This window comes from Microbacterium deminutum, assembly GCF_039530205.1.
Taxonomy (GTDB): domain Bacteria; phylum Actinomycetota; class Actinomycetes; order Actinomycetales; family Microbacteriaceae; genus Microbacterium; species Microbacterium deminutum.
In genome coordinates this window covers 477,011-503,019 of sequence record NZ_BAAAOG010000001.1, presented here as the reverse complement: position 1 = coordinate 503,019, position 26,009 = coordinate 477,011, and the positions used below count along the sequence as shown (strand labels likewise).

Here is a 26,009-nt window from a genome sequence, read left to right as displayed (position 1 = left end):
CGAAGGACTCGGATGCCGGCGACGCAGGTGGAACGCGATGCGATGCAGCGCGCGCTCGCCCTGGCCGAGAACGGGCCGCGGGGAGTGAACCCGCAGGTCGGCGCCGTGATCCTCTCCCCTGACGGCGACGTGATCGCCGAGGGCTGGCACCGAGGCGCCGGAACCAGCCACGCCGAGATCGACGCGCTGACCAAGCTCGCGCCCGGAGCCGCGCACGGCGCCACCGCCGTGGTCACCCTCGAGCCGTGCAATCACCACGGGCGGACCGGGCCCTGCTCGGAGGCCCTCATCGACGCGGGTGTGACACGGGTCCTGTATGCCGTCGCCGATCCCGGCCCGCGCTCCGCGGGCGGAGGCGCCCGGCTTCGTGATGCCGGCGTGCAGGTGGAATCGGGACTGCTCGCGAACGAGGCGACCGCGCTGCTCCAGTCCTGGCTGACGGTCCAGCGCCTCGGGCGCCCGTTCGTCACGGTCAAGTGGGCGCAGAGCCTCGATGGCCGGGCTGCGGCATCCGATGGAACCAGCCGATGGATCACCGGACCGTCCGCGCGCGCGGACGTGCACCACCGCCGGGCCCGAGCGGACGCCATCGTCGTGGGCACCGGAACCGTGCTGGCCGACGACCCATCGCTCACCGCGCGCTCCGAGGGCGGTGAGCTGCTGGACGCCCAGCCCGTTCCCGTCGTCATCGGCCGGACGCCTACGCCGGGCTCCGCCGCCGTCCGCAGCCACCCCCTTCAGCCCCTGTTCTATGAGACGCACGACCTGACCGCCGTGCTCGACGACCTGCGGGGGCGCGGCATCCATCGCGTGTTCGTCGAGGGCGGGCCCACGCTCGCGAGCTCATTCGTGAAGGCAGGGTTGGCCGACGAAGTGCTCGCCTATATCGCACCCGTGCTGCTCGGCGGCGATCGTCTCGCCCTGACCGACATCGGCGTCGCGTCCATCGAGGACGCGCGACGACTGGCCGTGGCATCCGTCGAGCGACTCGGCGACGACCTGCTGATCGTCGCAAACCCCACTGGCCCCGCCCACGCACCGACTCGAGGAGACGTCTGATGTTCACCGGAATCGTCGAAGAGATCGGCGCGGTCACCGCCGTCGAGCCGTCGGGGGACGGCGTGCGCCTCACGGTGCGGGCGCCGAAGGCGGTGTCGGATGCCGCGCACGGCGACTCGATCTCGGTGAGCGGCGTCTGCCTCACGGTCGTGGACCAGGGTGCCGATTGGTTCACCGCCGACGTCATGAAGCAGACGATCGACATGTCCACGCTCGCGGGCATCGCGGCGGGACGCGCCGTCAACATCGAGCGTGCGACGGCAGCGCACGGCCGCCTCGGCGGTCACATCGTGCAGGGGCACATCGACGGCACCGGCGAGGTGCTCGAAGTGCAGCCCGGCGCGCAGTGGCGGGTGCTGCGCATCGCGCTGCCCGCCCACCTCGCGCCTCTCGTCGTCGACAAGGGTTCGATCGCCGTGGACGGCGTGTCCCTCACCGTGAGCGACGTCAGCCCCGCGATCGCTTCGGCGGGCTCGGCGCCCGATGAGCAGTGGTTCGCCGTGTCGCTGATCCCTGAGACGCTCGAGGCCACCACCCTCGGCCGGCTGACGACGGGCGACCACGTCAACCTCGAGACCGACATCCTGGCGCGGCATGTGCAGCGTTTGCTTTCTTTCGCTGCTCCGGCCGCACCCGCGCTCCGCGAGGCCGCTTTCGCTCCCTCGACCCCATCGAACGAAGGAGGCTCCCGATGAGCCTTTCCACGATCCCCGAAGCCGTCGACGCCCTCCGCGCCGGCAGGCCCGTCATCGTCGCCGACGATGAGAACCGCGAGAACGAGGGCGACGTCATCCTGTCGGCGCAGCTCGCGTCGCCCGAGTGGATCGCCTGGACGGTCCGCTGGTCGAGCGGCTTCATCTGCGCGCCGATGCCCGCCGACTGGGCGGATCGGCTCGACCTGCCCCCGATGGTCGAGGTGAACGAGGATGCCCGCGGCACCGCCTACACCGTGAGCGTCGACGCCGCGGACCGCGAGTCCACCGGCATCAGCGCCTCCGACCGCGCCCACACCCTGAACGTGCTGGCCGACCCCACGTCGAAGCCGTCGAGCGTCATCCGCCCCGGGCACATCCTGCCCCTGCGCGCCGTCGACGGCGGCGTTCGCGAGCGCGGCGGGCACACCGAGGCCGCCGTCGAGCTGATGCGGCTCGCGGGCCTCGAGCCCGTCGGGGCGATCGCCGAGGTCGTCGCCGAAGACGGTTCGATGATGCGGATGCCGGGGCTCATCGAGCTCGGCGCCCGCGACGGCGTGAACGTCATCACGATCGAGCAGCTCATCGCCTACCTGGACCAGCATGAGCCGGTTCAGGTGCCCGCGCGCTTCTCGCACAAGCGCCGCGTGAGCCTGCGGGCCGAGGCGAATGTGACCACCGCGCACGGCGACTTCCGGTTCCTCGCCTACAAGGACCGCATCACAGGCACCGACCACCTGGCCGTCGTTTCGGGCGACCTCGTCGACTCGCCACTGGTACGCGTGCACTCCGAGTGCCTGACGGGTGAGGCGTTCGACTCGCTCAAGTGCGAGTGCGGACCCCAGTTGGATGCCGCACTCGATGCGATCTCCACCGAGGGCGGCGTCGTCATCTACATGCGCGGCCACGAAGGACGCGGCATCGGACTCATCAACAAGCTGCGCGCCTACAGCCTGCAGGAGCGCGGCCTCGACACCGTCGACGCCAACCTCGCGCTGGGTCTGCCCGCCGATGCCCGCGACTACGCGGCCGCCGCCGGCATCCTCGCGGACCTCGGAATCGACAAGGTGCGCCTCCTCACGAACAACACCGACAAGGTCGCCCAGCTGCGTGAGTTCGGTCTCGACATCGTCGAGCAGGTGCCGCTGCTGGTCGGCGTCGGCCCGAACAACCACCAGTACCTCGCGACCAAGCGGGACCGGATGGGACACCTGATCGCGGAGGACGACCTCGCCGACGCGCTCGCCCAGATGCACGAAGGGGTGGAGCGTTGAGCGGAAAGGGTTCGCCGCACGTCGTCGGAACCGTGGACGGCACCGGTCTGGATGTCGTCATCATCGCCGGCACGTGGCATGAGGTGATCACCGACGGGCTGATCGCCGGCGCGCAGCGCGCGGTCGAGGCCGCCGGCGCGACGGGGCGACTGGTGCGGGTTCCAGGCTCGTTCGAGCTGCCCGTCGCGGCGAAGACCGCGCTCGACGCCGGTGCCGACGCCGTGATCGCGCTCGGCGTGATCATCCGCGGCGGCACTCCGCACTTCGAGTTCGTGTCGTCTGCGGCGACCGACGGATTGACGCGGGTCGCACTCGACACCGGCAAGCCGGTCGGTTTCGGCGTGCTGACGCTCGACAACGAGGTCCAGGGGCTGGCGCGCGCGGGTTTGGAGGGTTCCGAAGAGGACAAGGGCTTCGAAGCCGCGGATGCCGCCATCCGCACCGCGATCGTGCTGCGAGGCCTGCGCGCCTGAGGCGGGCGCCGCGGTTCCGCGCGTTTCGTCTCGCTTCGCGCGCTCGACGACCGGCGACGCGGAGCTCGGCCGCTCGTGAGTGACCCGCGACATGGGTTCGGCCTTGCTGGCGGGATGCCGGTCAACGGCCTAGCGTGACCTCCATGGAGACGCTCCGCGGCATCGTCGTGATCATCCATCTCATCGGCTTCGCGATCCTCTTCGGGGCGTGGGCCGTCGAGGCCTTCAACCGCCGGATGCAGGTGACCCGGCTGATGCAGATCGGCCTCGGAATCGCCGGTCTCGCAGGCCTCATCCTCGCGATCCCGTTCGGCATCTCGTACGAGCTGAACTACGTCAAGCTGGGCGTGAAACTCCTGATCCTGATCGTGATCGGAGCGCTCCTCGGCATCGGTCAGGGCCGGCAGAAGAAGACGGGCTCGGTGCCTCCGGCCATCTTCTGGTCCATCGGCATCCTGACCATCGCGAACGCGAGCATCGCGGTGCTCTGGCGCTAGTCCGCTCGACGTCAGCAGCGCTCGAGGACGGCTTGAGCGGCATCCTTGTCCGCAGGGTCGATCCCCAGGTCGTACGCGTCGAGCACGTCGACGAAGTTCTCGACGTATCCGCAGCGGAGTTCGGCGACGGGCGGAAGCCATTCGCTCGGACCCGAGTCGCTCTTCGCCTGGTTCATCTCCTCGGATGCCGCGACGAGGTTCCTCGGATCATTCGCGAACGCGGTGCGCTGGGCATCCGTCCACGACTCGGCGCCGTGTCGCCACGCCCACGCCAGCGCCACCACGTGATCGATCTGCACCAGGGCCGAGGTGTTCCGACCAGACACGAAATCGACGTGCGTCCCGTCGTACGGATCGACGAGCAGGCCGCTGAGCACCTTGCAGTCGCGGGTGCCGGGCTTGAAGACCGGATCGAGCAGATCCCTGCCCAGCGTGTCGTTGCGGGTGTCGCAGCCGTTGCGGTCGACATCCGCCCAAGTCTCCCCGAATCGATCCCGGTCATACCGGGCGTCGGAATAGCCCGCCACCACCTCGAGCATCGCCAGCCGGGCGATCGCCGCATCCGCGTCCGAGACGGAAGCGGTCGCCGGCGGTGAGCCCGAGGGGGTGCGAATGCTCGTCGCACTGGGCGTTGCGGCCGTCGGCGCGACGCCGGCGGAAACGGCGTCGGGAGAGGGCGCGGACTCCTGCCGGGGCGTCCCGAGCGCGACGGCGATGACGATCACCGAGATGACGAGAGCCATGGATGCCGCAGCGGCGGCGATGGCGCGACGTCGGCGCGCGCGTCGCCCCGGCGTGAGGCCCGAGGTCGTCATGGCTCCGGGCCGCGGTGGCGGAGGGGCCGAGCGATTCGCCGCCCCCGGACGTGGTGGCGGCGCGGACGAGCCCGTCACCGCCTAGACGCCCGAGTCGACGGGTCCGGCATCGGCCGCCCCCCGCTGCGACGGGGCGGCAGGCGACCGGCCGGCGCGCTCGCCCCACAGGTGGATCGCCGCCTTCGGCACCGGGCCGGCGATGTCCACCCGCCAGCACAGGTCGACCGGTGCGGTGCCGTCGTCGGCGAACGGCACGATGTGCACGGTGGCACCCGGCCGGAACGACAGCTGGCTCTCCAGGCGACGCGGCAGCACCAGATAGCTCGTCACCCGCTCATGGTGCCGCTCCCCCAGCTCGAGTTCGGCGAGGACGGTCGCGCTCAGCGGTGTCACCGGATCGCGGCGTCCGGCCAGCGAGCCGAGCAGGAACTCGTCCCACGGCACGGCGCCCCGCCCGGTGTCGAACGGGTCGCCCGCCCGGATCAGCGCCTGCAGCGGGTTGTCGCCCACCGGGACGACGTGCGGGCGCCCGCTGTGCAGCTCGTCGCGCTGTGCGCTCTTGACCAGCTCTTCGAGTCGGGGACCCGCGACCCTCGTCAGGATCGCTTCGTCGTCGAGCGCGGCGAGCAGCATCGCGCGCGTGTGGTTCGACGAGTGCGGCAGGTCTTCGTCGAGCGCGCTGAGCCCGAACGCGCCCGACACCGCTCCGCGCTCGACCGCGGTCTCGCGGACGAGTGCTTCGAACGCCGCATGACGCCATCCCTTGACGAGCAGCTGCTCGGTCATGAGCAGCCGCAGTCTCGCGGTCGCCGCGTAGTCGTCGTCCAGGATGGTGGCGATCTGCAGAGCGAACGGCATCGCGCCGCGTGCCACCTCGTACGGCTGACGCTGCGTCCAGGACTCCGGGATGTGCCACGGGCGATGGATGGAGCGAGACAGCAGCACGAGCCAGTCGACGGTCTGCCGGTGCAGCGACGCGAGGCGCGTCGCCTCCTGCCGCGCGTGGCGGGCATTGCGGCCGAGCTGACCCAGCCGCATGCGCTGCACGTCGATGCGACGCTCGAACCGCGACCAGCCGGAGTGGTACCTGATCAGCGCGATCAGGGTGAGCAGCACCACCGCGACCACGATCGCGGCCATGATGATCCACAGCCAGAAGTACCACGGGCCGGTGTCGAACGATGGATCGCGCTGAGAGCGACTGTCGACGGTCGACATCCCCACCACCACGAGGCTGCCGAGCAGCAACGCGGCGAGCCAGCCGACGAGCATCGTCCGGTGGAATCGCTGCCGCAGTCGCAGCAGTTCCCCGGGAGCGGGGATGTCGACATGGCTGATCTCGTCCGAGAGCCGCTCCGACAGCCGTTCGGCGGAGCGCCGCTCTTCGGAGAGGCGCGCCAGCAGCCGCCAGACAAAGGAGTGCTCCTGCGTCGAGGCCCACCCGTCGTATCGCTCGAGACTCTGCGATCGGGCGGTGCGCTCGGCATCGGCCTGGTAGAACTCGAGCTCGACGGCGTGGCGACGGGCCGTCGCGACAGCCAGTCGCGACTCGTCCTCGGAGACGAGCTGGTCGAAGGTCAGGGCGGGCGGGTGCTCCGCGACGGGGGGAGCCACCGCCGAGGGGACTGCCGCCGGATCGGGTGCGGCACTCGTCGAGGCCGGAACAGCACGGATCACGCTGCGGAGCGCCTCGATCTCGCCGTTGAGCGCAGCCAGCTCGGCCTCGGCGTCGGCGCGGCGGGTCGCGGCATCCGCCACCCAATCATCGAGCTTCTCGCGCGGATCATCCAGCGCAAGGGCGTACCAGTCGACGCGTTCCGGGAACTCCTCGGGCACGTCGTGGCGGGCTGGCGTCCACGGATCGGTCTGCAGCGCCAGCACGTCCGACACCCGACCGAAGATCGGCGTGCTGCCCTCCACCGGCGCGAAGCCGGAGTCGCTCAGGTCGGCGCTGCCGTCGAGCGCCCCGAACACGAGTTCCCGCAGCCGCGCCCAGAGCCGCGGCGTCGTGCGCACGTGCGCGATCCCGGCGGAGGCATGGGCCTGGGCATGGGCGGCGCGCTCGGCCACCGTGATCCGCTGGGCCTCGGCGAGCAGCATCCGATCGCGCACGTCGAAGATCTCGTCGAGCTGCGGCCCCACGATCATGGCGCCCTCGTCGGTGTGGAGCGCGCGGGTCAGTCGCCGCGACGTGCGTGAGGTCAGCCAGCGCCACGCCCAGTACGGCATTCGCACGAGCTTCTCCCCCGAGAACGAGAAGAAGCGGCCGAGCTGACGCCAGATGCCGACCCGCACCTTGCCCGGGTCGCCCTCGGCACGCGGCTCGCGGAAGCCCAGCGCCGCGTCGTCGAGCGACATCGCGCCCTGCACCATGTCGTCGACGTAGCCTTCCACGAGGCCGTCGGGGATGAACGTGGTGCCCTCCGGCGGCGGGCTCATGCTGGGGTCCACGAGCAGCGACTCCGGCTTCGCCGCGGCCTCGAGCACTCTCGCCGCGGTGCGGCGACCCAGCGACTCGGTGAGCACCGCGTTGACGAAGACGCGCGAGATCCACACGCTCTGATGGCCGGACTCCTCGCGGTGGAACAGTTCGAAGCTGCCGGTGCTCACGCCGTTCCACAGCCCTGCGACGCTCGCGAGGTGCGTGAGCGTGAACCCCACGAACCGCTCGTTCTCCCGCACGAAGGCGTCGCCCGACCACGGACTCGAGCGATCCTCGGGTGAGGCCACCACCACCACGCCGTACTCGCCACCCGCCCAGTCGACCCGCTGCTGCAGCTGGAACTCCGTCGGCGCGCAGATGAGCGTGGCGTGGTGCAGCTCGGTCGGCTGATCGAGGACCGTGGCCGTCGGATTGGGCATCGGCATCGACTTGCGCACGTACTCGCGCACCCGGTCGGTGATCGCGTCCTGGGCGGCGTCGAGCTCACGTGAGGGGACCGCGGAGCGGAGCTTCACCAGCCGCACCACCGAGAGCGCCTCCCGGGCGAGCGCCTCGAACAGGTCGACCTCGATCGCGGCGACCTCGAGGTCGTGTCCGACGCCGAGGACCACCGCCCGGATGTCGGGGGGCCCCGCCTGCGCGTCCTCGACGTGCTCCGGCATCACCCAGAGCGCATGCCCGAGCAGACCCATCTTGGTCCACTCGCCGGCCAGCGCGAGGATGGCCTCGCCCTGCTCGCCACTGGGGAGCAGCACGATGCTGGCCTTCGCGTCGGCCCAGAAGTGGTCAGCCATGTCAGACCCCCGTATCGTCTGATCTCGTCGCCATGACCGCGGACGTGAGGCCCTCGAGGGCCCCGGTGATCTCGTCGCGGATCTCCCAGCTGACGGGGTAGTCGTACACCGAGACCGAGTCGTCCTGCTGGACCACATCGCGCCGGAACTTCTGAAGCTCGCCGGTGAGGTAGTCGCGCAGAGCCGTCTGGCGGGATGCCAGGTCGCCTTCGGCGGTGCCCGCGCGGTCCGCCGGCGGGACCGGCGCCCCGCGGTCGACCACGCCGCGCTGCAGCCAGGCGGTGAGCGCGGGCGACGGACCGCCCTGCTCTCCCCCGAGCGCCGCCAGCGCGCGGTACGGTGCGATCGGGATCAGGGTGCCGTCCACGTTGCACAGCGCCAGCGCGATCGTGAGCGACTGCATCACGACACCCGGGTAGTCGACCGGCAGCGCGTTGCGCCGGTGGAGCAGCGGATGCGGGAACGCGACGAGCTTGCGGGATGCGGCATCCCACACCGCCAGCTTCGGACCGCGTTCGCCCTGGTCGATGTTGGAATCGAGCCGTCCCAGCGCCTTGGCGACGTACCAGCCGCGCACCATCGACGAGATCACCTTGGGATCGGCGGGGATGGCCTCGCCGAGAAGGCGCGCGCGCTTGAACTGCCAGAACGCCTCGCGGCTGTCCTGCGTGTTCGACTGCCCGAGCCACCCGCGGGCGATCGGCTCCATCACGGAGTCCATCACGATCGGCTGGTAGGGGAACCCCGACATCGCGAAGACCTCGACGCCGTCGACCTTGGCGTCCTGGAACCACGACTCGGAGGTCGCGTCATCCCAGAAGTCCATCTGGCCGAGGACGCCTTTCGTCACCTCGTACAGCTCGGTGCCCTCGCGGAACGGGATCGAGCTGAAGACGAGGCTGGTGTCTTCGTTGATCGCCTTGTCGTGCACGGCACGGAGCAGGCCGGGGTTCAGCTTCACGAGCGGCTCGCTCGCACCGAGCGCCGCCTGCAGCTGCTCACGGTAGCGGTCGCGCCGTGCCGCGAACACGTCGGGCGGCAGGGTCGTCTGGTCGAAGAAGCTCAGCAGGTCTTCGCTGATGTACGCGTGGAACGGAGTGCCCTCGCGCCGCATCCACAGCCGGGCGCGCTCGAGGTACACCTCGGGGTTCGACTCCATCGAGAAATGGGGGGCCTGCGGTGAGTACGGCGACTCCGGATCGCCCGAGATCGTGGGCTTCCAGCTGCGCGGATTCGCGATGAGCGACCAGCTCGCCGAGTCCGCTTCGCGCACCCGCGCGGGCGGCTGGCCCACGAGCAGCTGGCTCATCACGGTCAGGACGGCGTCCTGGTACTTCGCGTCGGCGCCCTCGACGCTCGCCCGCACCAGCCGCTCGAACTCGGCGGGATACTCGGTGTGCTCGATGAGCAGGCGCTCGTTGGGCGCCGGCTCGTACTTGCGCGGGATCGAGGCATCGTTTCGGGTCGGCCAGAACTCGTACTCGTTGTCGCGGTTGTCGGCCGTCTTGCGCGTGTCCACCCGCTGGCGCAGGGCATCCTGCGCCCCCTCGAGGTAGCGCCCGAGTGGTGCGAGGAAATCCTCGCGCAGCTCGGCGACGAGGCCGCTCGCGCTCTGCCGCAGCCGTGCCTCGGTCGCCCACTCCAGCGCCTGGCTGAGCCGCTCGATCGCGTGGCCGACCACATCCTGATCGGGTCGGATCGACTGCTGGTTGGGAGCCTGTCGCAGCTCGTCCGCCACCAGCGAGCGCAGACTCCCGACCCAGTCCTCGAGCTGGTGAGCCTCGGCCTCGAGACCGTCGGCGGTGCTCTTGAGGGTCCGGTCCAGTCGGCCCAGCATCGAGATGACGGCCGGCAGGCCGATCTGGGCGACGAAGCCCGAGATCGTGTGCAGGATGTGCGACGGCATCTCCTTCACCCACTGCGAGAGGAGGATCTGACGTGCCCGCAGGTCGCGCTGCAGCAGCTCGCCCACCCGCTGCGAGTACTCGTGCAGCAGCCGGTCGGCCCACACCGTGAGATCGAGGCCACCCGACTTGTCGAGCTGGGACGGCTCGCTCAGCCGCTGGCCGACGCCGTGCTCGAGTTCCGCCTTGATCTGGGTGAGATTGTCGCCGGCGCGCAGCGCATCGATCACCTGGTTGTTCTGCTCGCTCTCCTCGTTGAGCCTGAGATCGCGGATGAATCGCTGGTAGGCGCCGTCGGCCTTGGACTCGATCCACTCGCGCTCGGTCTTGCGCGCATACAGCGGATCGTCCTCGGCGTGCGCATGCAGCATCCGATCGATGACCGACCGGGTGAAGCGCTCCGCCGAGTACTCCAGGAACTTCTCGCGGCCGAGTGTCACACGGCCGAAGCCCATCGACGAGAACGGCGGCGAGTGGTGCACCGGACTCGCGAGCCCGGAGTTGTCTGGCAGCACGTTCGCCCCGACGCGCGCCTGCCAGTTGCCCGAGGAGTACGCGATCATGTCGTCCTGCACGCGTTCGTCCGTGATCCACGCGGTGAGGCTCGTCGCGACGGCGTTGTAGACGGCGCTCTGGTCCTCGAACGTGACCTTGCTGTTGCTGCGACCAACGACGAACGGGTAGGCCGCGCCGACCCGGTCCATGGCACTGCCGTACGAGGGCGCCACGCCCTGGTGCTTGAGAAGCTCGAGCGTCGCCTCGGACGGCGACTCGGTCCAGAAGCCGTTCATGGTCTCGGCGATGGCGGCCAGGGCATTGCCCGGCATGCCCGCCGTCACGTTGAGCTGATCGAACACGTCTGGGGCGTACAGGATGCTGAAGAACTGGTTCGACCACGGGTTCTGCTTCGCCGTCGACTTCACGACCTCGATGATGTCGAGGAACTGGCCAGCGCCCGACCCGCCCGCGATCGAGGAGACCACGATCACAGTGGGGCTGCCGTCGCCCCCGTCGCCCCGTGCTCGCAGCACCTGGGCGAGGGTCTGGAGTTCGGCGAGCGCCGCGGCATCCCCCAGTCGCGCGATGGCGGTGCGCGCCGCCGTCGCGATGTCCTTCGTCGACGCAAGCGCGACCGCACGGCCGACCGCGCGGTACTGGCCGGCGCCCTTCGTCACGTCGACCTTGACGTTCCGCGGGTTCGGCAGCTGACGCTGGATGTCCTGATGCACGGCTGCATTGGCCGAGTGCGCACTCTCGATCGAGCCGTAGACGGTGTTGTAGGTGGCACCGGTGCTCACGAGGCCCTTGTACTCCTGGTGCGGCAGGAACGGGATGGCGTAATCCACGCCGTCCTGCGCGATCGGGGTGTCGAAGTGCAGGAACTGCCACGCCGCGGGGATGCCCGACTTCCATCCCACCTGCTGGAGCTTGAGCTCGAGCTGGTACTTGATGCCGCGCAGCGTCTTGCCGCCGGACCCGCCGACGCCGATGATGAGGAACGGTCTGAGCATGTCATCGCTCGCTTTCTGGATGAGGTCAACGGCCGCGAGGCGGCGTTCCTGGCCGGGGCGGTGGGGAGTCGGGCAGCGGCGGGGGGCCGCCGGGGGCGGCGCTCGGCCGAGGCGGCGGACCGCCGGGAACGGTGCCAGGGCGCGGCGGCGGACCGCCGGCAGGCGCGGGTGCGGCCGGACCGCCCCGTCCGGAGGCGCCGCGCGGCGGCGGGGTAGCCGCGCCGGCAGGCACGAGCTCGCCCGCCCCTTCGCCCGCTCCGGCGGTGGCGGGGGACCCAGCCGAGCTTCCGGCCGAGGCTTCCGCCGCCCTGGCGACGCGCAGCCGGTCGATGGCATCGGATGCCGTGGTCTCCCGCGCGATGTCGGCCAGGCGCTCGCGGTACTGCGACGGCTCGTACGCGTCGAACCGGTGGTACAGCACCGCCGTGCCGCTGACGGCCGCACCCTTCGCGGTGCGCGCGAGTTCGGCATCCGTCACCGTGATCGCCCAGAACGCGTCGAACGGCAGCTGCCGGAATCGCAGTGCGCCGTCGGGCGAGCGCACCCCCGCAGACGCCGTCCGCGCCCCCGTGCGCGCGGCGGCGATCGACACCCCGGCCGGCGGCGCGATCTCGTACTCGGGCGCGTTGAGCGGGAACCACGGCAGGCGGGCATGGATACGTCCCAGATCGGGGTCGGCGAGCGCGCGCACATTGCGCGCCTCGCCGCGGTATCGGAACCGCTCCGAGAGCGCCGTGTCTGACACGGGGACATCGAGCACCTCGACCCCGCGCGGCGCGACGCGCACCGGGAACGTCGCCCGCTGGATCGCGTTTCCGACCTCGAGGCGCGTGGTCCACCAGTTGAGGATCCAGAGCAGGATCAAGGGCAGCAGGATGCCGAGCAGCAGCAGTCCGAGAGCGACGAGCGCGACGGAGCCGACGTTCACCGGATGCGTCGAGCGGAACTCGATCGGCACGTCCTGCGTGAGCTGCTTCCCTTCGCTCGAGACGAAGACCACGGGCACGCTGGCGCGGACGAGGCTGTCCGCCGCGGTGTGATTCGTGGCCGTGAGCTTGATGCGCTGACCTTTCGCGCCCTGGGCGACGACGACGCATCCGTCGCTGTCGAGGTCGGCGCTCAGCTGCCACTCCCAGCCGGCCGCACGATTCGCGCTGTCGCTGATGACCTCGGGCGTCTGGGCGATGCACACCTTTCCGTCACCACCGGACTGGGGCCCGTCGACCGTGATCCCGCCGCGGGCTGCGCCGTCGGCGCCCTCCAGCGTCGACAGCTGCACGGGGGTGGTGTGCATCCGCGGGAAGTTCGCCGGCAGGACGGTCTTCACCGCCTGCTGCGTCGTCACCGGCGCGAGCGCGAGCCCGTGCGGCGTGGTCTTGAGACCGAGCGAGGCGGTGACCACGATCTCGGCGGCCGCGACATCCGTCGGCATCGGTATGGTGATGGCGCCCGTCTGCCGGTCGACGTGGGCATCGGCGAGCTGCTTGAGGTTTCCATCCGGGCCCAGTATGGATGCCGTGAACGTCGCAGCTCCATAGAGGTCGAGCGGCGCGGGCTCGCCGTGGGCGTTCTGCACCTGCGCGGTGAGGGTCGCGGATGTCGCGCCGTCGGCGCCGAGTTCGATGGTGTTCTGCTGACCGAACACGATGCCGAGGTCGCTGAAGAGGTAGACGTTGTCGACGTCGGCCGCTTTCAGCTGCCACTGCCCCTGGAGTGCGGAGTCGGCGGTGGGCACCTCGATGAGCGTCGCTCCGGCGGAAGATGTCACAGCCGCGGGCCCGGGGTTCGCAGCCGTCAGCGTGGCCAGCCCCGATCCCGATGGCGGGACGAGGCTCCAGTCCCCCGCGCCCAGTGCGATCTGGAACCTCGAGACGCCGGGATCGATCCAGAACCTCCCCTGGGCGTCGAGGGGCTCGGGGTAGCCCCCGGCGATCTGACTCGCGAGTTCGAGGAAGACCCGCGCCAGCGCGCCCGGATCCGACGCGTCGACGACCGCCCCGTGCACCGCGGTGGAAGGCGGGTCCGGCTGCCCGCACTGCTCGGGTGTGCCGCCGACGTCGCCGGAGCCCTCGACCAGCGGCCACATGACACCGGCCGCGTCCCGCGTCGAGCCATGGGCCAGGAGCGTCCCCATCACGACGACGCCGGACTGGCGGAACGCGCTGAACAGCCCGTACCCCTGCGCCGGGGCATGCCCTGCCGGATCGATGGGCTGCCCGCAGAGATCGTTCAGTGCGTCCGCGGTGGCCTGGTCACCGCCCTCGAGATCGATCGCGCCGTCGGTGAACCACACGACCAGCTGGCACGCGTGCCCCGCGTCCGGCTGGATCGCGAGCTGGCGCTGCGTCCCCTCCATGGCCGCGAGCCAGTTCGTGTAGCCGTTCGGCTGTTTCGCGCGGATCGTCGACTCCAGCTTCGCCGCGCTGCCGTTCGTCCAAGGGGTCCACGAGATCGCCGGCTCGAACCCGGTGCTGAAGAAGCCTGCGGCCCAGTTGACCTTCGTGCCCGCGCCGAGCAGTCCGAGCTGGGCAAGGCTGTTGCCGAGGATGTCGGCGCGTGTGTAGTCCGGATCCGAGCCCGGGGTCCTGCCATCGTCCTCGACGCGCAGCGACTGCGAGTTGTCGATGATGTAATACGCGTTGAGCGCGCCGCGCGATGCCACGCAGGTGCGGAGATCCGCCACGGCGTCGTGCCCCGTCGGCGTGAGCGCGGCGTGGACGGCCGGCGCGGGCGCGGCGTCAGCGGCAGGCGTCGCCAGCAGCGGGAGTGCGATCACGAGGACCGCCGCCGCCAGGGTCGCCCACCGTCGTCTCACGAAAGGCCCAGCCACTCCGACAGCGGGACGCTGAGGTTGAGCACATGCCACGCTCCGAGGAGGATGCCGGCGCCCGCCGCCCACGCCAGAGCGTTCGAGTACCCGGGACGCAGCACGAAGTTGCGATTGCGACGCAGCCCGTCGCGCTGACCGATCGCGTTCCAGCCGTAGCATCCGATCACCACGACGGGGGTCAGCAGGTATCCCGCGAAACTGAGCGGCCACGCGTCGGCCGTGACCAGCGGGACGCCGATGCCCAGGATGTTCACCGTCGCGCTCGCGGTCAGGAGGACCGCCACGGCGAGTGCGAGGCTGACGCCCACCGCGGCGACGGCGGCGATCAGCGGCCAGGGGCTGGCGGCCGTCCTGCCTCGCGCGGGCGCCGCGGATGCCGGTCGTGCGCTCGGCGCATACCCTCCGGATCGCGATGAGAGCGATGAAGACATGGGAACCCACCCCCTACCCGGCTCGACGAGAAATCGGATGGCGTCCCCAGCAGCCGCAGAGCGACCGTAAGGCGAGCCGCCGACATTCAACTCGTCGAATCTGACGATATGCCCGATGTGACCAATGTGACTAGTGTGATTCGAGTGACCGTCGTGTCACCGGGCACCGCGGCGAGCACGCCGCCACGCCGGTGCGGGCCGCAGCGACGGCGCGGTCAGTCGAGGAAGAGCGCGCGCAGCCTCTTGGTCGTGAACACCAGACCGATCGCGATCATGGCCAGGTAATAGGCGATGTGCACCCACATCGCCGGCGAGAGCGCCCCTGTCGTGAGTCCCCGGACGAGTTCCACGCCGTGCCAGAGCGGCAGCGCCATCACGATCCACTGGATGAACTCCGGGTACACCGTGATCGGGTAGAGCGTGGACGAGAAGAGGAACATCGGCAGCAGCACGAAGTTGATCCAGTCCATCTGCTGGAAGGTCTTCATGTAGCTCGTCACCGCCATGCCGACGCTGGCGAAGCCGAAGGCGATGAGCACCACCGCCGGGAGCGCGAGGATCGCCGTCCACGCCAGGTTCAGCCCGGCGATCTGCATGATGATCATGAAGCCGGTGGCGTAGACGAGCCCCCGCAGCAGGGCGTACATGATCTCGCCGAGCGCGACATCGAGCGGACCCAGCGACGTCGACAGCATGCCCTCGTAGAGCTTGCCGTAGTTCAGCTTGAAGAAGACGTTCCAGGTCGAGTCGTAGATCGCGCCGTTCATGGCCGACACCGCGAGCAGGGCCGGCGCGATGAATGCGGCGTACGACACCTCGAGCCCCGTCGACGTCTGGACGCTCCCGATCAGACTGCCGAGGCCGATGCCCATCGAGGCGAGGTAGAACACCGGCTCGAAGAACCCCGACAGCACCACCGCCCAGCTCGAGGAGCGCGCCGCGATGAGACCGCGCTGCACGACGGCCCCCGGATTGCCGGCCCACAGCGCACGCACGCCGCCGCGCCGGATCCCGGCATCCGTCGTCTGCGCCACGGCGGTCATTTCGCGAGCCTCGTCTCGAAGAACCGGCGCGCCAGCAGGTATCCGACGACGGTCAGGCCGATGAGGTAGCCGAAGTGGACGACCACCATCGCCGGCGACAGCGGTGCCCCGTAGGAGATCCATCGCCCGAGCTCGGTGGCGTGCCACAGCGGCGAGACCCAGCCGATCCACTGCAGCCACAGCGGCAGCGAGGTGAGCGGGTAGAACGTGCCCGAGAACAGGAACATCGGCATGAAGACGAATCGCTGGACGAGCGCGAACTGTCCTCTGTCGTCTTCGATGGATGCCGCGTACGCCATGAACGGCACTCCGAAGGCCAGTCCCGCCAGCAGCGACACGAAGATCATGCTCCATCCCCAGGTGAAGGCGGGGATGGCTCCGAAGATGTAGAGGAACGCCGTGTACGCGACGGCGACGATGACCATCCGCGCCGTGGTCCCGATGATGACGCCGAGTGCGATCTGCCGGCTGGCGATCGGGGAGGCGTTGAATCCGTAGTAGTAGCGCCGCCACTTGAATCCCATCATCACGGGGTAGCTGAACTCCTCGCTCGCGACCGATATGGTCGCGGTCATGAGCAGTGCGGGGGCGACGAAGACGAGGTAGGAGACTTCGACCCCGCGGTCGTCGATCGGGGCCGCGATGAGCGCGGCGAGGCCGACGGCGAGACCGAGCAGGTAGATGATCGGCTGCCCGAGAGCGCCGACGATGATGGTCCAGCCGTAGGCGCGCATCGCGCGGACCACGTGCTCGGTGACGTAGCGCGCGCCCTGCATTCGAGGCTTGCGACCCCATTCCATCGCCTCGGCGCGCAGTTCGTCGACGGTCGGCTGGGTCGCACCCGCAGCCGATCCCTGCGCGTCGGACGACTCGGGCAGGCTCATTCGATCAGCGACCTTCCGGTCAGCCGCAGGAACACATCCTCGAGGCTCGAGCGGCGCACCAGGCTCGTCATCGGCGAAAGACCCGCGGCCGTGATGTGCTCGAGAGTGCGCTCGCCGTCGTCGGTGTAGATGAGGATCCGGTCGGGCAGCACCTCGATGCGATCGCCGACGCCGGCGAGCTCGGCGGCGACCTGCTCGTTGCGGTCGGAGCCGAAGCGGACCTCGAGGACCTCTCGGCTGGAGTGCTCGCGGATGAGGGATGCCGGGGTGCCCTCGGCCATGATCCGGCCCTTGTCGACGACGATGAGCCGGTCGCAGAGCTGCTCGGCCTCGTCCATGTAGTGCGTCGTGACGACGAGCGTCGTGCCGCGCTCTTTCAGCCGGAACAGCCGATCCCACAGCACATGACGTGCCTGCGGGTCGAGCCCCGTCGTCGGCTCGTCCAGCAGCAGGATGCGGGGATCGTTGATGAGCCCGCGTGCGATGGTGAGCCGGCGCTTCATCCCCCCCGAGAGCTGGTCGATCTTGCTCTTGGCCTTGTCTTCGAGCTGGGCGAAGGCGAGCAGCTCGTCGGCCTTCTGGGCGCACACCTTGGCGGACAGGCCGAAGTACCGCCCATAGATGTACAGGTTCTCGCGGGCGTTCAGCTCGCCGTCCAGATTGTCCTGCTGCGGCACGACCCCGAGGCGCGAGCGGATCTCGGGACCGTATCTGTCGGGATCGAGGCCGAGGATGCTGAGCTCGCCGCTCGACCGCGTCGAGACCGCGCCGATCATCTTCATCGTGGTGGACTTGCCCGCGCCGTTGGGGCCGAGAAGGCCGAACGACTCCCCCGGCGCCACCTCGAACGACAGCCCGTCGACGGCGTTGAAGTCGGGCTTGCCCTTGACCGCGTAGGTCTTGACGAGGTTCTTCGCATCGATCACGGGGACGGGCACCGCACCACCCTACACACGCCCGAGGACACGACGAGCCCCGTCGTCCCCAGCCCTGGCCATGCGTCCGTCGACGCACGTCGACACGCGGCCGCCACGTCGGCCACGCCTGGCAGGTCGCGTCGGCCGGCAGCGTGACGAGCCAGGCCGCGACAGGAAGTACGGTCGTAGGTGACCCCACTCCGGACGAACGAGGTACCGCCGTGTCCACGACCACCGCATCCGCGCGCCGCACGCGCGGCCGCCGCGCTTCACAGGAAGGGCCCCGCGCGTCCTTCCGGCAGCTCGTGCCCTTCCTCCTGGAGCACACCGGCGTGCTCGTCGTCGTCGCCATCCTGAGCGTCATCGGCGCCCTCACCACGCTCGCCCAGCCGCTCGTCGTGGGCCAGGTCATCACGCGCGTCGAGAACGGCCAGGATCTCGGATACCTGATCTGGGCCATCGTCGCCCTCGTGGTGGTGTCTTCGATCATCTCGGGCTACCAGCACTACCTGCTGCAGCGCACCGGCACGGCCGTCGTCTACTCGAGCCGGCGCAAGCTCATCGCCCAGATCCTCCACCTGCCGATCAGCGAGTTCGACGCCCGCCGCACCGGCGACATCGTCTCCCGCGTCGGGACCGACACGACCCTGCTGTACGCGGTGCTCACGCAGGGGCTGGCGGATGCCGTGGGCAACGGTCTCATCTTCATCGGGGCGATCATCGCCATGGCCTTCATCGACCTGCTGCTGCTGCTGTCGATCGTGCTCGTGATCGGCCTGTCGGTCGTGGGCGTGTCCCTCCTGAGCGGACGGATCCGCAAGGCCACGCACGAGCAGCAGGAGAAGGTCGGCGAGCTCGCGTCCAGTGTCGAACGGGCGGTCGGATCCATCCGCACCGTCCGGGCGGCCGGCGCGACCGAACGCGAGTCCACCGCGATCACCGGGATCGCCACCGACGTCTACGGCGTGGGTGTCCGCATCGCGAAGGTGTCGGCCCTCATCGTGCCGTTCGCCGGCATCGCGCTGCAGGTGTCGCTGCTGGTCGTCCTCGGGCTGGGCGGCTTCCGCGTCGCCTCGGGTGCCATCTCGATCGCGAACCTCGTGACCTTCGTGATGTTCCTGTTCCTGCTCATCGGGCCGCTCGGCTCGTTCTTCGGCGCGATCACCTCGGTGAACCAGGCTCTCGGGGCGCTGGGGCGCATCCAGGAGATCCTGGACCTCCCGGCCGAGAATGCCCAGGATGAGGCGATCTCGTCAGCCCTTCGGCCGGCTCGGGGACCGGCTGCGGCTCAGGGGCATGAGAGCGCGGACACGCCGGGCACGACCGCCGAGCCCGTCGAGGCGCCGGCGATAGAGTTCCGCAGGGTCCGCTTCCGCTACCCCGCAGCGGTCGTCGCGACGAGGCGGAAGGCCGAGTCCGAAGCGCTCGCGGTTCTCGAGAACGCCCACGTCGACAGCATGTCCATCGATCTGCCGGAGGCCGCCGACTCCGCGAACGGATCGGCCGCGGCCGAGGTGCTGGCCGGGGTGTCGTTCACCGTTCCCCGCGGTGCCCGGGTCGCCCTCGTCGGCCCGTCCGGTGCCGGCAAGAGCACCACTCTGGCGCTCATCGAGCGCTTCTACGACCCCACCGATGGGGCGATCCTGCTCGGCGGTGAGGACGTGCGCACCCTCGACCGTGACGCGCTGCGCGCCCAGCTCGGCTATGTGGAGCAGGATGCTCCGACCCTGGCCGGGACGATCGCCGACAACCTGCGACTGGCATCGCCTGACGCCTCAGATGAGGACTGCGAGCGCGTGCTGCGTGCAGTGAACCTCGGCGAGGTCGTCGCGCGCAACCCTCTCGGCATCGACGCCCCGGTCGGCGAGAGCGGCGTGATGCTCTCCGGCGGCGAGCGCCAGCGGCTCGCGATCGCCCGCGCGCTGCTCGCGGCACCGCCCATCCTGCTGCTCGACGAGTCCACGTCGTCGCTCGACGGCCTGAACGAACAGCGGATGCGCGATGCGATCGACGCCGTCGCGTCGGGTCGCACCCTCATCGTGATCGCGCACCGCCTGTCGACGGTCGTCGACAGCGATCACATCGTGGTGATGGACCACGGCCGGGTCGTCGGCGAGGGCACGCACTCCGAGCTCGTCGAATCGACGCCGCTGTACCGCGACCTCGCGAGGCACCAGCTGCTCGTCTGAAGGCGCATCTGGCGTACGGCGCGACACGGGTCCATGATGAGCGGATGACGAGTCCAACTCTGGTCCGGACATATACCACGCGCGAGGACGCACGTGCCTTCGGTCGCGGCGCTCGAGAGAGCGCACCGCGCCGAGCCCTCGGGGAACTCACCGCGACGACGAGAGATCCCGTCGCGCACTTGACGGAGCAGAACGCGGGTCGCGTTCAGGAGCTCGTCCCTCTGCGCATGGCGAGGATGCTCGAGAACCCGTTTGCGTTCTATCGCGGCACGGCCGGGCTGATGGCCATCGACCTCTCGGATGACGCGAATTCGGGCATCCAGGTCATTTGCTGCGGCGATGCGCACATCAGCAACTTCGGCTTCTACGCATCGCCGGAGCGGCGGCTCGTCTTCGATCTGAACGACTTCGACGAGGCGGCAGCCGCCCCGTGGGAATGGGACCTGAAGCGCCTCGTCACGAGCGCGATCATCGGCGGTCGCCATGCCGGCTACGACGAGGCGCACATCGAAGGCACCGCACGAGAGGCCGTTCGCAGTTACACCTTCACGCTCGACAAGCTGAGCAAACTCTCGCCCGCCGATCGCTACTTCATGCACTCCGGCGGCCCCTATGCAAGGCAGAAGCTCGACAAGTCTGCGCAGAAGGCGCTCGACGAAGCGGTCAAGGCGGCACAGCGTCGAACGGCGGAGCGCGCAATCAAGCGGACCACAGAGCGCGGACCTGATGGGAAGCTGCGGTTCCTCGACAACCCGCCCACAATGGTGCACCTGCACCAGGAGACCGCTGAACCACTGGCGCAACTGATCGGACGTTACAGCTCCACTGTCGACGTCGACATCGAGCTGGTGTTGCGACAATACGAGCCGTTGGACCTCGTGCAGCGCGTTGTCGGCGTCGGCAGCGTCGGCACACGCTGCTTCCTGCACCTCATGGCCGGGGCCGACGACGATCTGCTCCTGCTGCAGGTCAAGGAGGCCAACCAGTCGGTGCTGGTGCAGTACGGAAAAGTCGCCCAGCCGCCGCGCATCGCCCAGGCGATCGCCGAGCAGGGCAACGGACAGCGGGTCGTCGCGTTGCAGCGCATTCTGCAGGGGGTGTCGGATCCCTATCTGGGCTACCTGCGCGCTGCGAACGGCGACTTCTACCTACGCCAGTTCCACGACATGAAGGGCTCGATCGAACTCGAGGGCCTCGAGGCGGAGCCATATCGGCTCTACGTCGCCGCATGCGCGTCCCTGCTCGCGCGCGCTCACGCCCAGAGTCCCGCCGCGATCGAGATCGTCGGCTACATCGGCAAGTCGGATGTCCTCGCGGAAGCCATCGAGCGCTGGTGCTACGCGTATGCCGATCAGTCGCTGCGCGACTACCACGCACTCCGCGCAGCGGCGGACCAGGGCCGCGTTCCCGTCGCTGCGAGCACCGGCCAGGAGTGACGCCTGCTCGCCCGCACCGTCCCCATTGCCGGCGCGGGCGAGCGAACCGGGCGTCACGCCCTTTCGAGTCGGTACCGCAGTGCCGCGAGCTCGGCCCACAGCGGAGCCGGGATGCGGCCATCGAAGGTCCGGTAGAACTCCTCGGTGAGGTCGGCCTCGCGCAGCCAGGACTCCGTGTCGATCGCGAAGAGCTGGTCGAGGTCGGCCTGCGGCACATCGATGCCGTCGAGGTCGAGGTCCTCGGTGCGCGGCAGCCGCCCGATGGGACTGTCGACCGCGCCGACCTCGCCGTCGATGCGCCGGATGATCCAGTCGATCACGCGCGCGTTGTCACCGAAACCCGGCCACAGGAACCGTCCGTCCGTCCCCTTGCGGAACCAATTCACCTGGAACACCCGAGGGGCCCGATCGAAGCGCAGCTTCTGGCCGACCTTCAGCCAGTGGCCGAAGTAGTCGGCCATGTTGTACCCGCAGAAGGGAAGCATCGCGAACGGGTCGCGGCGCAGCTCGCCGACGGTGCCCTCCGCAGCCGCGGTGCGCTCGGACGAGATGTTGGAGCCCATGAACACGCCGTGGGTCCAGTCCGTCGCCTCGACCACCAGCGGAACGTTCGTGGCACGCCGGCCGCCGAAGAGGATGACGTCCAGCGGCACGCCCTGCGGGGCATCCCAGTCATCGGCGATCTGCGGGCACTGGGCGGCGCGCACCGTGAACCGCGAGTTCGGGTGCGCCGCGGGCCGGCCCATCTGCGGCGTCCAGGGGTTGCCCTCCCAGTCCGTGAGCTCGGCGGGCGCCTCGTCGGTCAGTCCCTCCCACCACACGTCACCGTCGGGGCGCAGCGCCACGTTGGTGAAGATCGTGTTGCCCCACAGCGTCTCGACGGCAGCGACGTTCGTGGACTCGCCGGTGCCCGGCGCGACCCCGAAGAAGCCGGCCTCCGGGTTGATCGCCCAGAGTCGCCCGTCCTCTCCGGGTCGGAGCCACGCGATGTCGTCGCCGAGCGTCTCGACGCGCCATCCGGGGATCGTCGGCCGCAGCATCGCGAGGTTGGTCTTGCCGCATGCGGAGGGGAACGCCGCTGCGACGTGGTACTGGCGACCGGCGGGATCGATCACGCGGATGAGGAGCATGTGCTCGGCGAGCCAGCCTTCCTTGCGGCCGATGACGGAGGCGATGCGCAGCGCGAAGCACTTCTTCGCAAGGATCGCGTTGCCGCCGTATCCGGATCCGAACGACCACACCTCGAGCGTCTCGGGGAAGTGCACGATGTACTTCTCGTCGTTGCACGGCCACGCGACATCCTGCTCACCCGGCTCGAGCGGCGCGCCCACCGAGTGCACGGTCTTGACCCAGGCCGCCCCGCCCGCGATCTCGCGCAGGACGTCGGCGCCGACGTGCGTCATGATCTCGATCGAGGCGACGGCGTAGCCGCTGTCGGTCACCTGGACGCCGATCTGCGAGAGCGGACCGCCGACCGGACCCATCGAGAACGGCACGACGTACATGGTGCGTCCGCGCATCGACCCCTCGAACAGCGGCGTGATGGTCGCGAGGATCTCATCGGGGGCCGCCCAGTTGTTCGTGGGTCCGGCATCCTGCTCGCTTTCGGAGGCGATGAACGTGCGGCCCTCTGTGCGGGCGACGTCGCTCGGGTGCGAGCGGGCGAGGTACGAGCCGGGTCGCCACTCGGGGTTCAGCTTGATGAGCTTGCCCTGTTCGACCATCTCGCGAAGGAGGGCATCGTTCTCTGCGCGCGAGCCGTCCACCCAGTGGACGCGCTCGGGCTGCGTCAGCGCCGCGATCTCGTCGACCCACGCAAGCAGCGCGACCATCCCATCGCCGTGCACGGCGGGCAGACTGCCGAACGTCCGCGAGGCAGCCGGGCGTGTGGAGCCTGAGTCAGCGGGTCGCGTGAAGATGTCGGCAAGTGCCATGGTGTCGCTCCTCCTTGATCGATATGAGATCCGTGTTCTTCCTCCACTTTCGCCGATCGGGATGCCTCTTCCTCTGAAGTCGGCCGTCAAAAGTTGCGATTCTTTCAATATCATCAAGGAATGCCTCCCACCTCCCTCGAACTGTCGACTCTGGGTCATCGCATCCGCCACCAGCGCGTCTCGCACGGCCTCACGCTGGACGAGCTCGGCGAGCGCGTCGGAGTCGCAGGCAGCCAGCTGAGCCTCATCGAGAACGGCAAGCGGGAGCCCAAACTGTCGCTGCTGCAGGCGATCGCGGCAGAGACCGGCATCCAGGTCACCGACCTGCTCTCATCCGAGCCGCCCAATCGCCGCGCCGCGCTCGAGATCGAACTCGAGCGGGCCCAGCGCAGCTCGGTCTTCCGCCAGCTGGGCGTCGCCCCGGTGAAGGTCACGAAGGGCATGTCCGACGAGACGATCGAGTCGATCCTGGGTCTTCACCGCGAGCTGCAGCGCCGCGAGCGCGAGGCCATCGCGACGCCGGAGGAAGCCCGCCGGGCGAACACGGAGCTTCGACTCAAGATGCGGGATGTCGACAACTACCTTCCCGACATCGAGAAGCTCGCCGAAAAGCAGCTCAAGGCGGCCGGTCACGTGTCCGGCGCACTCACGCACCGAACCGTGAGCATCATGGCCGAACAGCTCGGCTTCGAGCTGATCTACGTCAGCGACCTGCCTCACTCGGCGAGGTCGGTGACGGATCTCGAGCACGGCCGGATCTATCTGCCACCGGCATCCATCCCGGGCGGCCACGGGCTGCGATCGATGGCGCTGCAGGCGATGGCGCACCGCCTGCTCGGCCATCAGCGGCCGACGGACTACGCCGACTTCCTGCAGCAGCGGCTCGAGATCAACTACTTCGCGGCGGCTTGCCTGATGCCGGAGACGGCGTCCGTGTCGTTCCTCGCGCAGGCCAAGAAGGACCGCAACCTCGCCGTCGAGGACTTCCGCGACGCATTCGGCACCACCCACGAATCGGCGGGGATGCGCCTGACGAACCTCGCGACACAGCATCTCGGCATCCCGCTGCACTTCCTGCGCGTCGACGGATCCGGGGCGATCACCCGCGTCTACGAGAACGACGACCTGCCGCTGCCGATGGATGTCACCGGCGCTGTCGACGGGCAGATCGCGTGCCGCAAGTGGTCGGCGAGGTCGGCGTTCGACGAGCAGAACCGCACGACCGAGCATTACCAGTACACCGACACGCCCGCTGGGACGTTCTGGTGCTCGACCCAGACGGGCACGACGTCCGAAGGCGAGTTCTCGATCACCGTCGGCGTGCCGTTCGACGACGCGAAGTGGTTCCGCGGGCGCGAGACGCAGAAGCGCGCGGTATCGACGTGCCCCGACGAGGCCTGCTGCCGCCGACCCTCGAACGACCTGTCCTCGCGCTGGAGGGGAAAGGCCTGGCCGAGCGCGCGCGTGCACATGCAGATGTTCTCCCCACTGCCGCGCGGTGCCTTCCCCGGGGTCGACGACAACGAGGTGTACGAGTTCCTCGACCGGCACGTCTGAGCCCGCCGGCTGGGGCTTGAGAAACCACATCACGACCGAGACATCAGGCAGTGCGTGGTTTCTCGCGCGCGATCTGGTTTCTGGTGCGCGATGTGGTTTCTCGAGCGCGGTGTGGTTCTCGAGCCGGTGGAGCGCGTCGGCCGGCCTCAGGCCGTGATGAAGTCACGGTAGCGGTCGAGCGCTGCGGCGACCTCGGCATCGGTCGCGGCATCCGGCGTGAACAGCTCGGGGATCGGGTCGTCGGCGTGGCGCCCGACGGCGACCGAGTGCATCCACACGCCGACGATCTCGCCGCGGGCGACGAGGATCGGCCGCACGATGCCGTTGAGGCTCGGGCCGATCGCGGCGAGGAACTCGGGAGCACACGGGATGGTGCGATCGACGTACGAAAGGTAGTACTCCTCGTACGGCGGCAGGGCCATGACCTGCGGCGCGGCCGCGCTGCGCCGTGGCACGGGTCCCGCGACGACGTAGAGCGTCTCGGCCTCGTCCTCGACGATCTTCAGTCGAGCGGATGCCGACTCCGCGGCCGTTCGCGACACCCCGAGCGGCAGCCCCGACCACCACGCGAAGTCCCGCACCCCGGCGGGTCCGTGCGACGCGATGAAGCGGTGGAAGAACTCGGCGAGCGGGTCGGCGGGGGACGCGGCATCCGTCACCCATTCGTCGATGAGCACCCAGTACTGCTCGCGTGTGGGACCGGCGGCGCGCGATGCGACGGGCCCCTGGCAGACCACACCGCGCATGGAGAGTCCGTACAACAGGTGGTATCCGCGCTGGCCCGCGGTCGAGACGCCACCGGCTTCGAGCACCTCGAACACTTCTCTGCGGGTCAGCCGGTTGCCGCCGGTGAGCGCGGTCCGGACCAGTCGTTCCGCGCGATCGAGTTCGCCCGCGTCGATGCCCTCATTGCGATGCACGAGCGCAGCCTTGCGCAGCTGCCGCTCGCCGGTCACAGCCAGGACCCAGGCCAGGTCGCGCGACGGGATCACGTGGATCGTCCCGCGCATGGTCCATGCCCGGACGATCTCGCCGCGGTCGAAGGACGCATCGACCGCGCGCACGCTCGGGGCACCGCGCGTCCGCGAGGCGAGCGCCCACCGGCCGCCCCAGAACTCCTGGGCCTGCGTCGCGAGCATGTGCGACGCGGCCTCGACGATCGTCGCAGCCGGCGCGCTGAGTCGGTGCGACCTCAGCCGCTCGTGCCGGAGCGTCGCGACATCCATGCCCTCAGTCTTGCCGCAGGCGGGGACATCGTGCGCGCGCACCGGTCGCGCATCGGTCGTTGAGCGCGGCGAGACGAAACGCGTCAGAACGCTCCTCGCT

At 69.6% G+C, this 26,009-nt stretch carries 18 protein-coding genes; 8 read left to right on the top strand and 10 right to left on the bottom strand.

Going from position 1 to position 26,009, the window contains the following annotated elements; translation table 11 throughout:
- Window positions 1-12 precede the first annotated feature (12 nt).
- The 5 genes from ribD (at window position 13) to ABD212_RS02180 (ending at window position 3,995) form a co-directional block, all read left to right on the top strand.
- Complete coding sequence (gene ribD / locus ABD212_RS02200; RefSeq protein ID WP_344090721.1) at window positions 13-1,059, top strand: bifunctional diaminohydroxyphosphoribosylaminopyrimidine deaminase/5-amino-6-(5-phosphoribosylamino)uracil reductase RibD; 1,047 nt, start codon at window positions 13-15, stop codon at window positions 1,057-1,059.
- A complete protein-coding gene (locus tag ABD212_RS02195) occupies window positions 1,059-1,754 on the top strand; it encodes a riboflavin synthase (protein WP_344090720.1) in 696 nt (231 codons plus the stop codon). Before ribD ends, ABD212_RS02195 begins: the two co-directional genes overlap by 1 nt.
- A complete protein-coding gene (ribA, locus tag ABD212_RS02190) occupies window positions 1,751-3,025 on the top strand; it encodes a GTP cyclohydrolase II (protein ID WP_344090719.1) in 1,275 nt (424 codons plus the stop codon). Before ABD212_RS02195 ends, ribA begins: the two co-directional genes overlap by 4 nt.
- Entirely contained in the window at window positions 3,022-3,498 is a 477-nt protein-coding gene (ribH, locus tag ABD212_RS02185) for a 6,7-dimethyl-8-ribityllumazine synthase (RefSeq protein ID WP_344090717.1), read from the top strand. The genes ribA and ribH overlap by 4 nt, the downstream gene beginning before the upstream one ends.
- Before the next feature lie 143 nt (window positions 3,499-3,641).
- On the top strand, window positions 3,642-3,995 hold the full coding sequence (locus tag ABD212_RS02180; RefSeq protein ID WP_344090716.1) for a Fe-S protein: 354 nt from the start codon (window positions 3,642-3,644) through the stop codon (window positions 3,993-3,995).
- An 11-nt stretch (window positions 3,996-4,006) separates the two neighbouring features.
- Here the strand turns inward: ABD212_RS02180 and ABD212_RS02175 are convergent, their stop codons facing one another.
- The 8 genes from ABD212_RS02175 to ABD212_RS02140 form a co-directional block, all read right to left on the bottom strand.
- Entirely contained in the window at window positions 4,007-4,810 is an 804-nt protein-coding gene (locus ABD212_RS02175; RefSeq protein WP_344090714.1) for an HNH endonuclease family protein, read from the bottom strand.
- Window positions 4,811-4,891: 81 nt separating this feature from the next.
- Window positions 4,892-8,047, bottom strand: a complete 3,156-nt coding sequence (locus ABD212_RS02170) for a hypothetical protein (RefSeq protein WP_344090713.1) — start codon at window positions 8,045-8,047, stop codon at window positions 4,892-4,894.
- A gap of 1 nt (window position 8,048) precedes the next feature.
- On the bottom strand, window positions 8,049-11,462 hold the full coding sequence (locus ABD212_RS02165; protein ID WP_344090712.1) for a tubulin-like doman-containing protein: 3,414 nt from the start codon (window positions 11,460-11,462) through the stop codon (window positions 8,049-8,051).
- A gap of 25 nt (window positions 11,463-11,487) precedes the next feature.
- Window positions 11,488-14,277: a hypothetical protein gene (locus tag ABD212_RS02160; protein ID WP_344090711.1), complete on the bottom strand. Its 2,790-nt coding sequence runs from the start codon at window positions 14,275-14,277 to the stop codon at window positions 11,488-11,490.
- Window positions 14,274-14,723 carry a hypothetical protein gene (locus tag ABD212_RS02155; protein WP_344090710.1) on the bottom strand — a complete coding sequence of 150 codons (450 nt, stop codon included), beginning with the start codon at window positions 14,721-14,723 and terminating at the stop codon, window positions 14,274-14,276. The genes ABD212_RS02160 and ABD212_RS02155 overlap by 4 nt, the downstream gene beginning before the upstream one ends.
- Window positions 14,724-14,938: 215 nt before the next feature.
- Window positions 14,939-15,766 (bottom strand): ABC transporter permease, encoded by an 828-nt coding sequence (locus ABD212_RS02150; protein ID WP_344090709.1) that lies wholly within the window; start codon window positions 15,764-15,766, stop codon window positions 14,939-14,941.
- Window positions 15,763-16,650: an ABC transporter permease gene (locus ABD212_RS02145; RefSeq protein WP_344090707.1), complete on the bottom strand. Its 888-nt coding sequence runs from the start codon at window positions 16,648-16,650 to the stop codon at window positions 15,763-15,765. Before ABD212_RS02145 ends, ABD212_RS02150 begins: the two co-directional genes overlap by 4 nt.
- Window positions 16,647-17,588 (bottom strand): ABC transporter ATP-binding protein, encoded by a 942-nt coding sequence (locus ABD212_RS02140; protein WP_344090705.1) that lies wholly within the window; start codon window positions 17,586-17,588, stop codon window positions 16,647-16,649. Before ABD212_RS02140 ends, ABD212_RS02145 begins: the two co-directional genes overlap by 4 nt.
- Before the next feature lie 200 nt (window positions 17,589-17,788).
- On the opposite strand from ABD212_RS02140, the gene ABD212_RS02135 reads away from it, so the two are divergent.
- Entirely contained in the window at window positions 17,789-19,756 is a 1,968-nt protein-coding gene (locus ABD212_RS02135; protein ID WP_344090704.1) for an ABC transporter ATP-binding protein, read from the top strand.
- 179 nt (window positions 19,757-19,935) lie between these two features.
- On the top strand, window positions 19,936-21,192 hold the full coding sequence (locus ABD212_RS02130; protein WP_344090702.1) for a DUF2252 domain-containing protein: 1,257 nt from the start codon (window positions 19,936-19,938) through the stop codon (window positions 21,190-21,192).
- A 53-nt stretch (window positions 21,193-21,245) separates the two neighbouring features.
- Here the strand turns inward: ABD212_RS02130 and ABD212_RS02125 are convergent, their stop codons facing one another.
- On the bottom strand, window positions 21,246-23,126 hold the full coding sequence (locus tag ABD212_RS02125; protein ID WP_344090701.1) for a phosphoenolpyruvate carboxykinase (GTP): 1,881 nt from the start codon (window positions 23,124-23,126) through the stop codon (window positions 21,246-21,248).
- Between the two features lie 120 nt (window positions 23,127-23,246).
- Between ABD212_RS02125 and ABD212_RS02120 the strand changes: the two genes are divergently transcribed.
- A complete protein-coding gene (locus tag ABD212_RS02120) occupies window positions 23,247-24,683 on the top strand; it encodes a helix-turn-helix domain-containing protein (RefSeq protein WP_344090699.1) in 1,437 nt (478 codons plus the stop codon).
- Between the two features lie 146 nt (window positions 24,684-24,829).
- Here the strand turns inward: ABD212_RS02120 and ABD212_RS02115 are convergent, their stop codons facing one another.
- A complete protein-coding gene (locus tag ABD212_RS02115; RefSeq protein WP_344090697.1) occupies window positions 24,830-25,909 on the bottom strand; it encodes a winged helix DNA-binding domain-containing protein in 1,080 nt (359 codons plus the stop codon).
- Window positions 25,910-26,009: the final 100 nt, after the last annotated feature.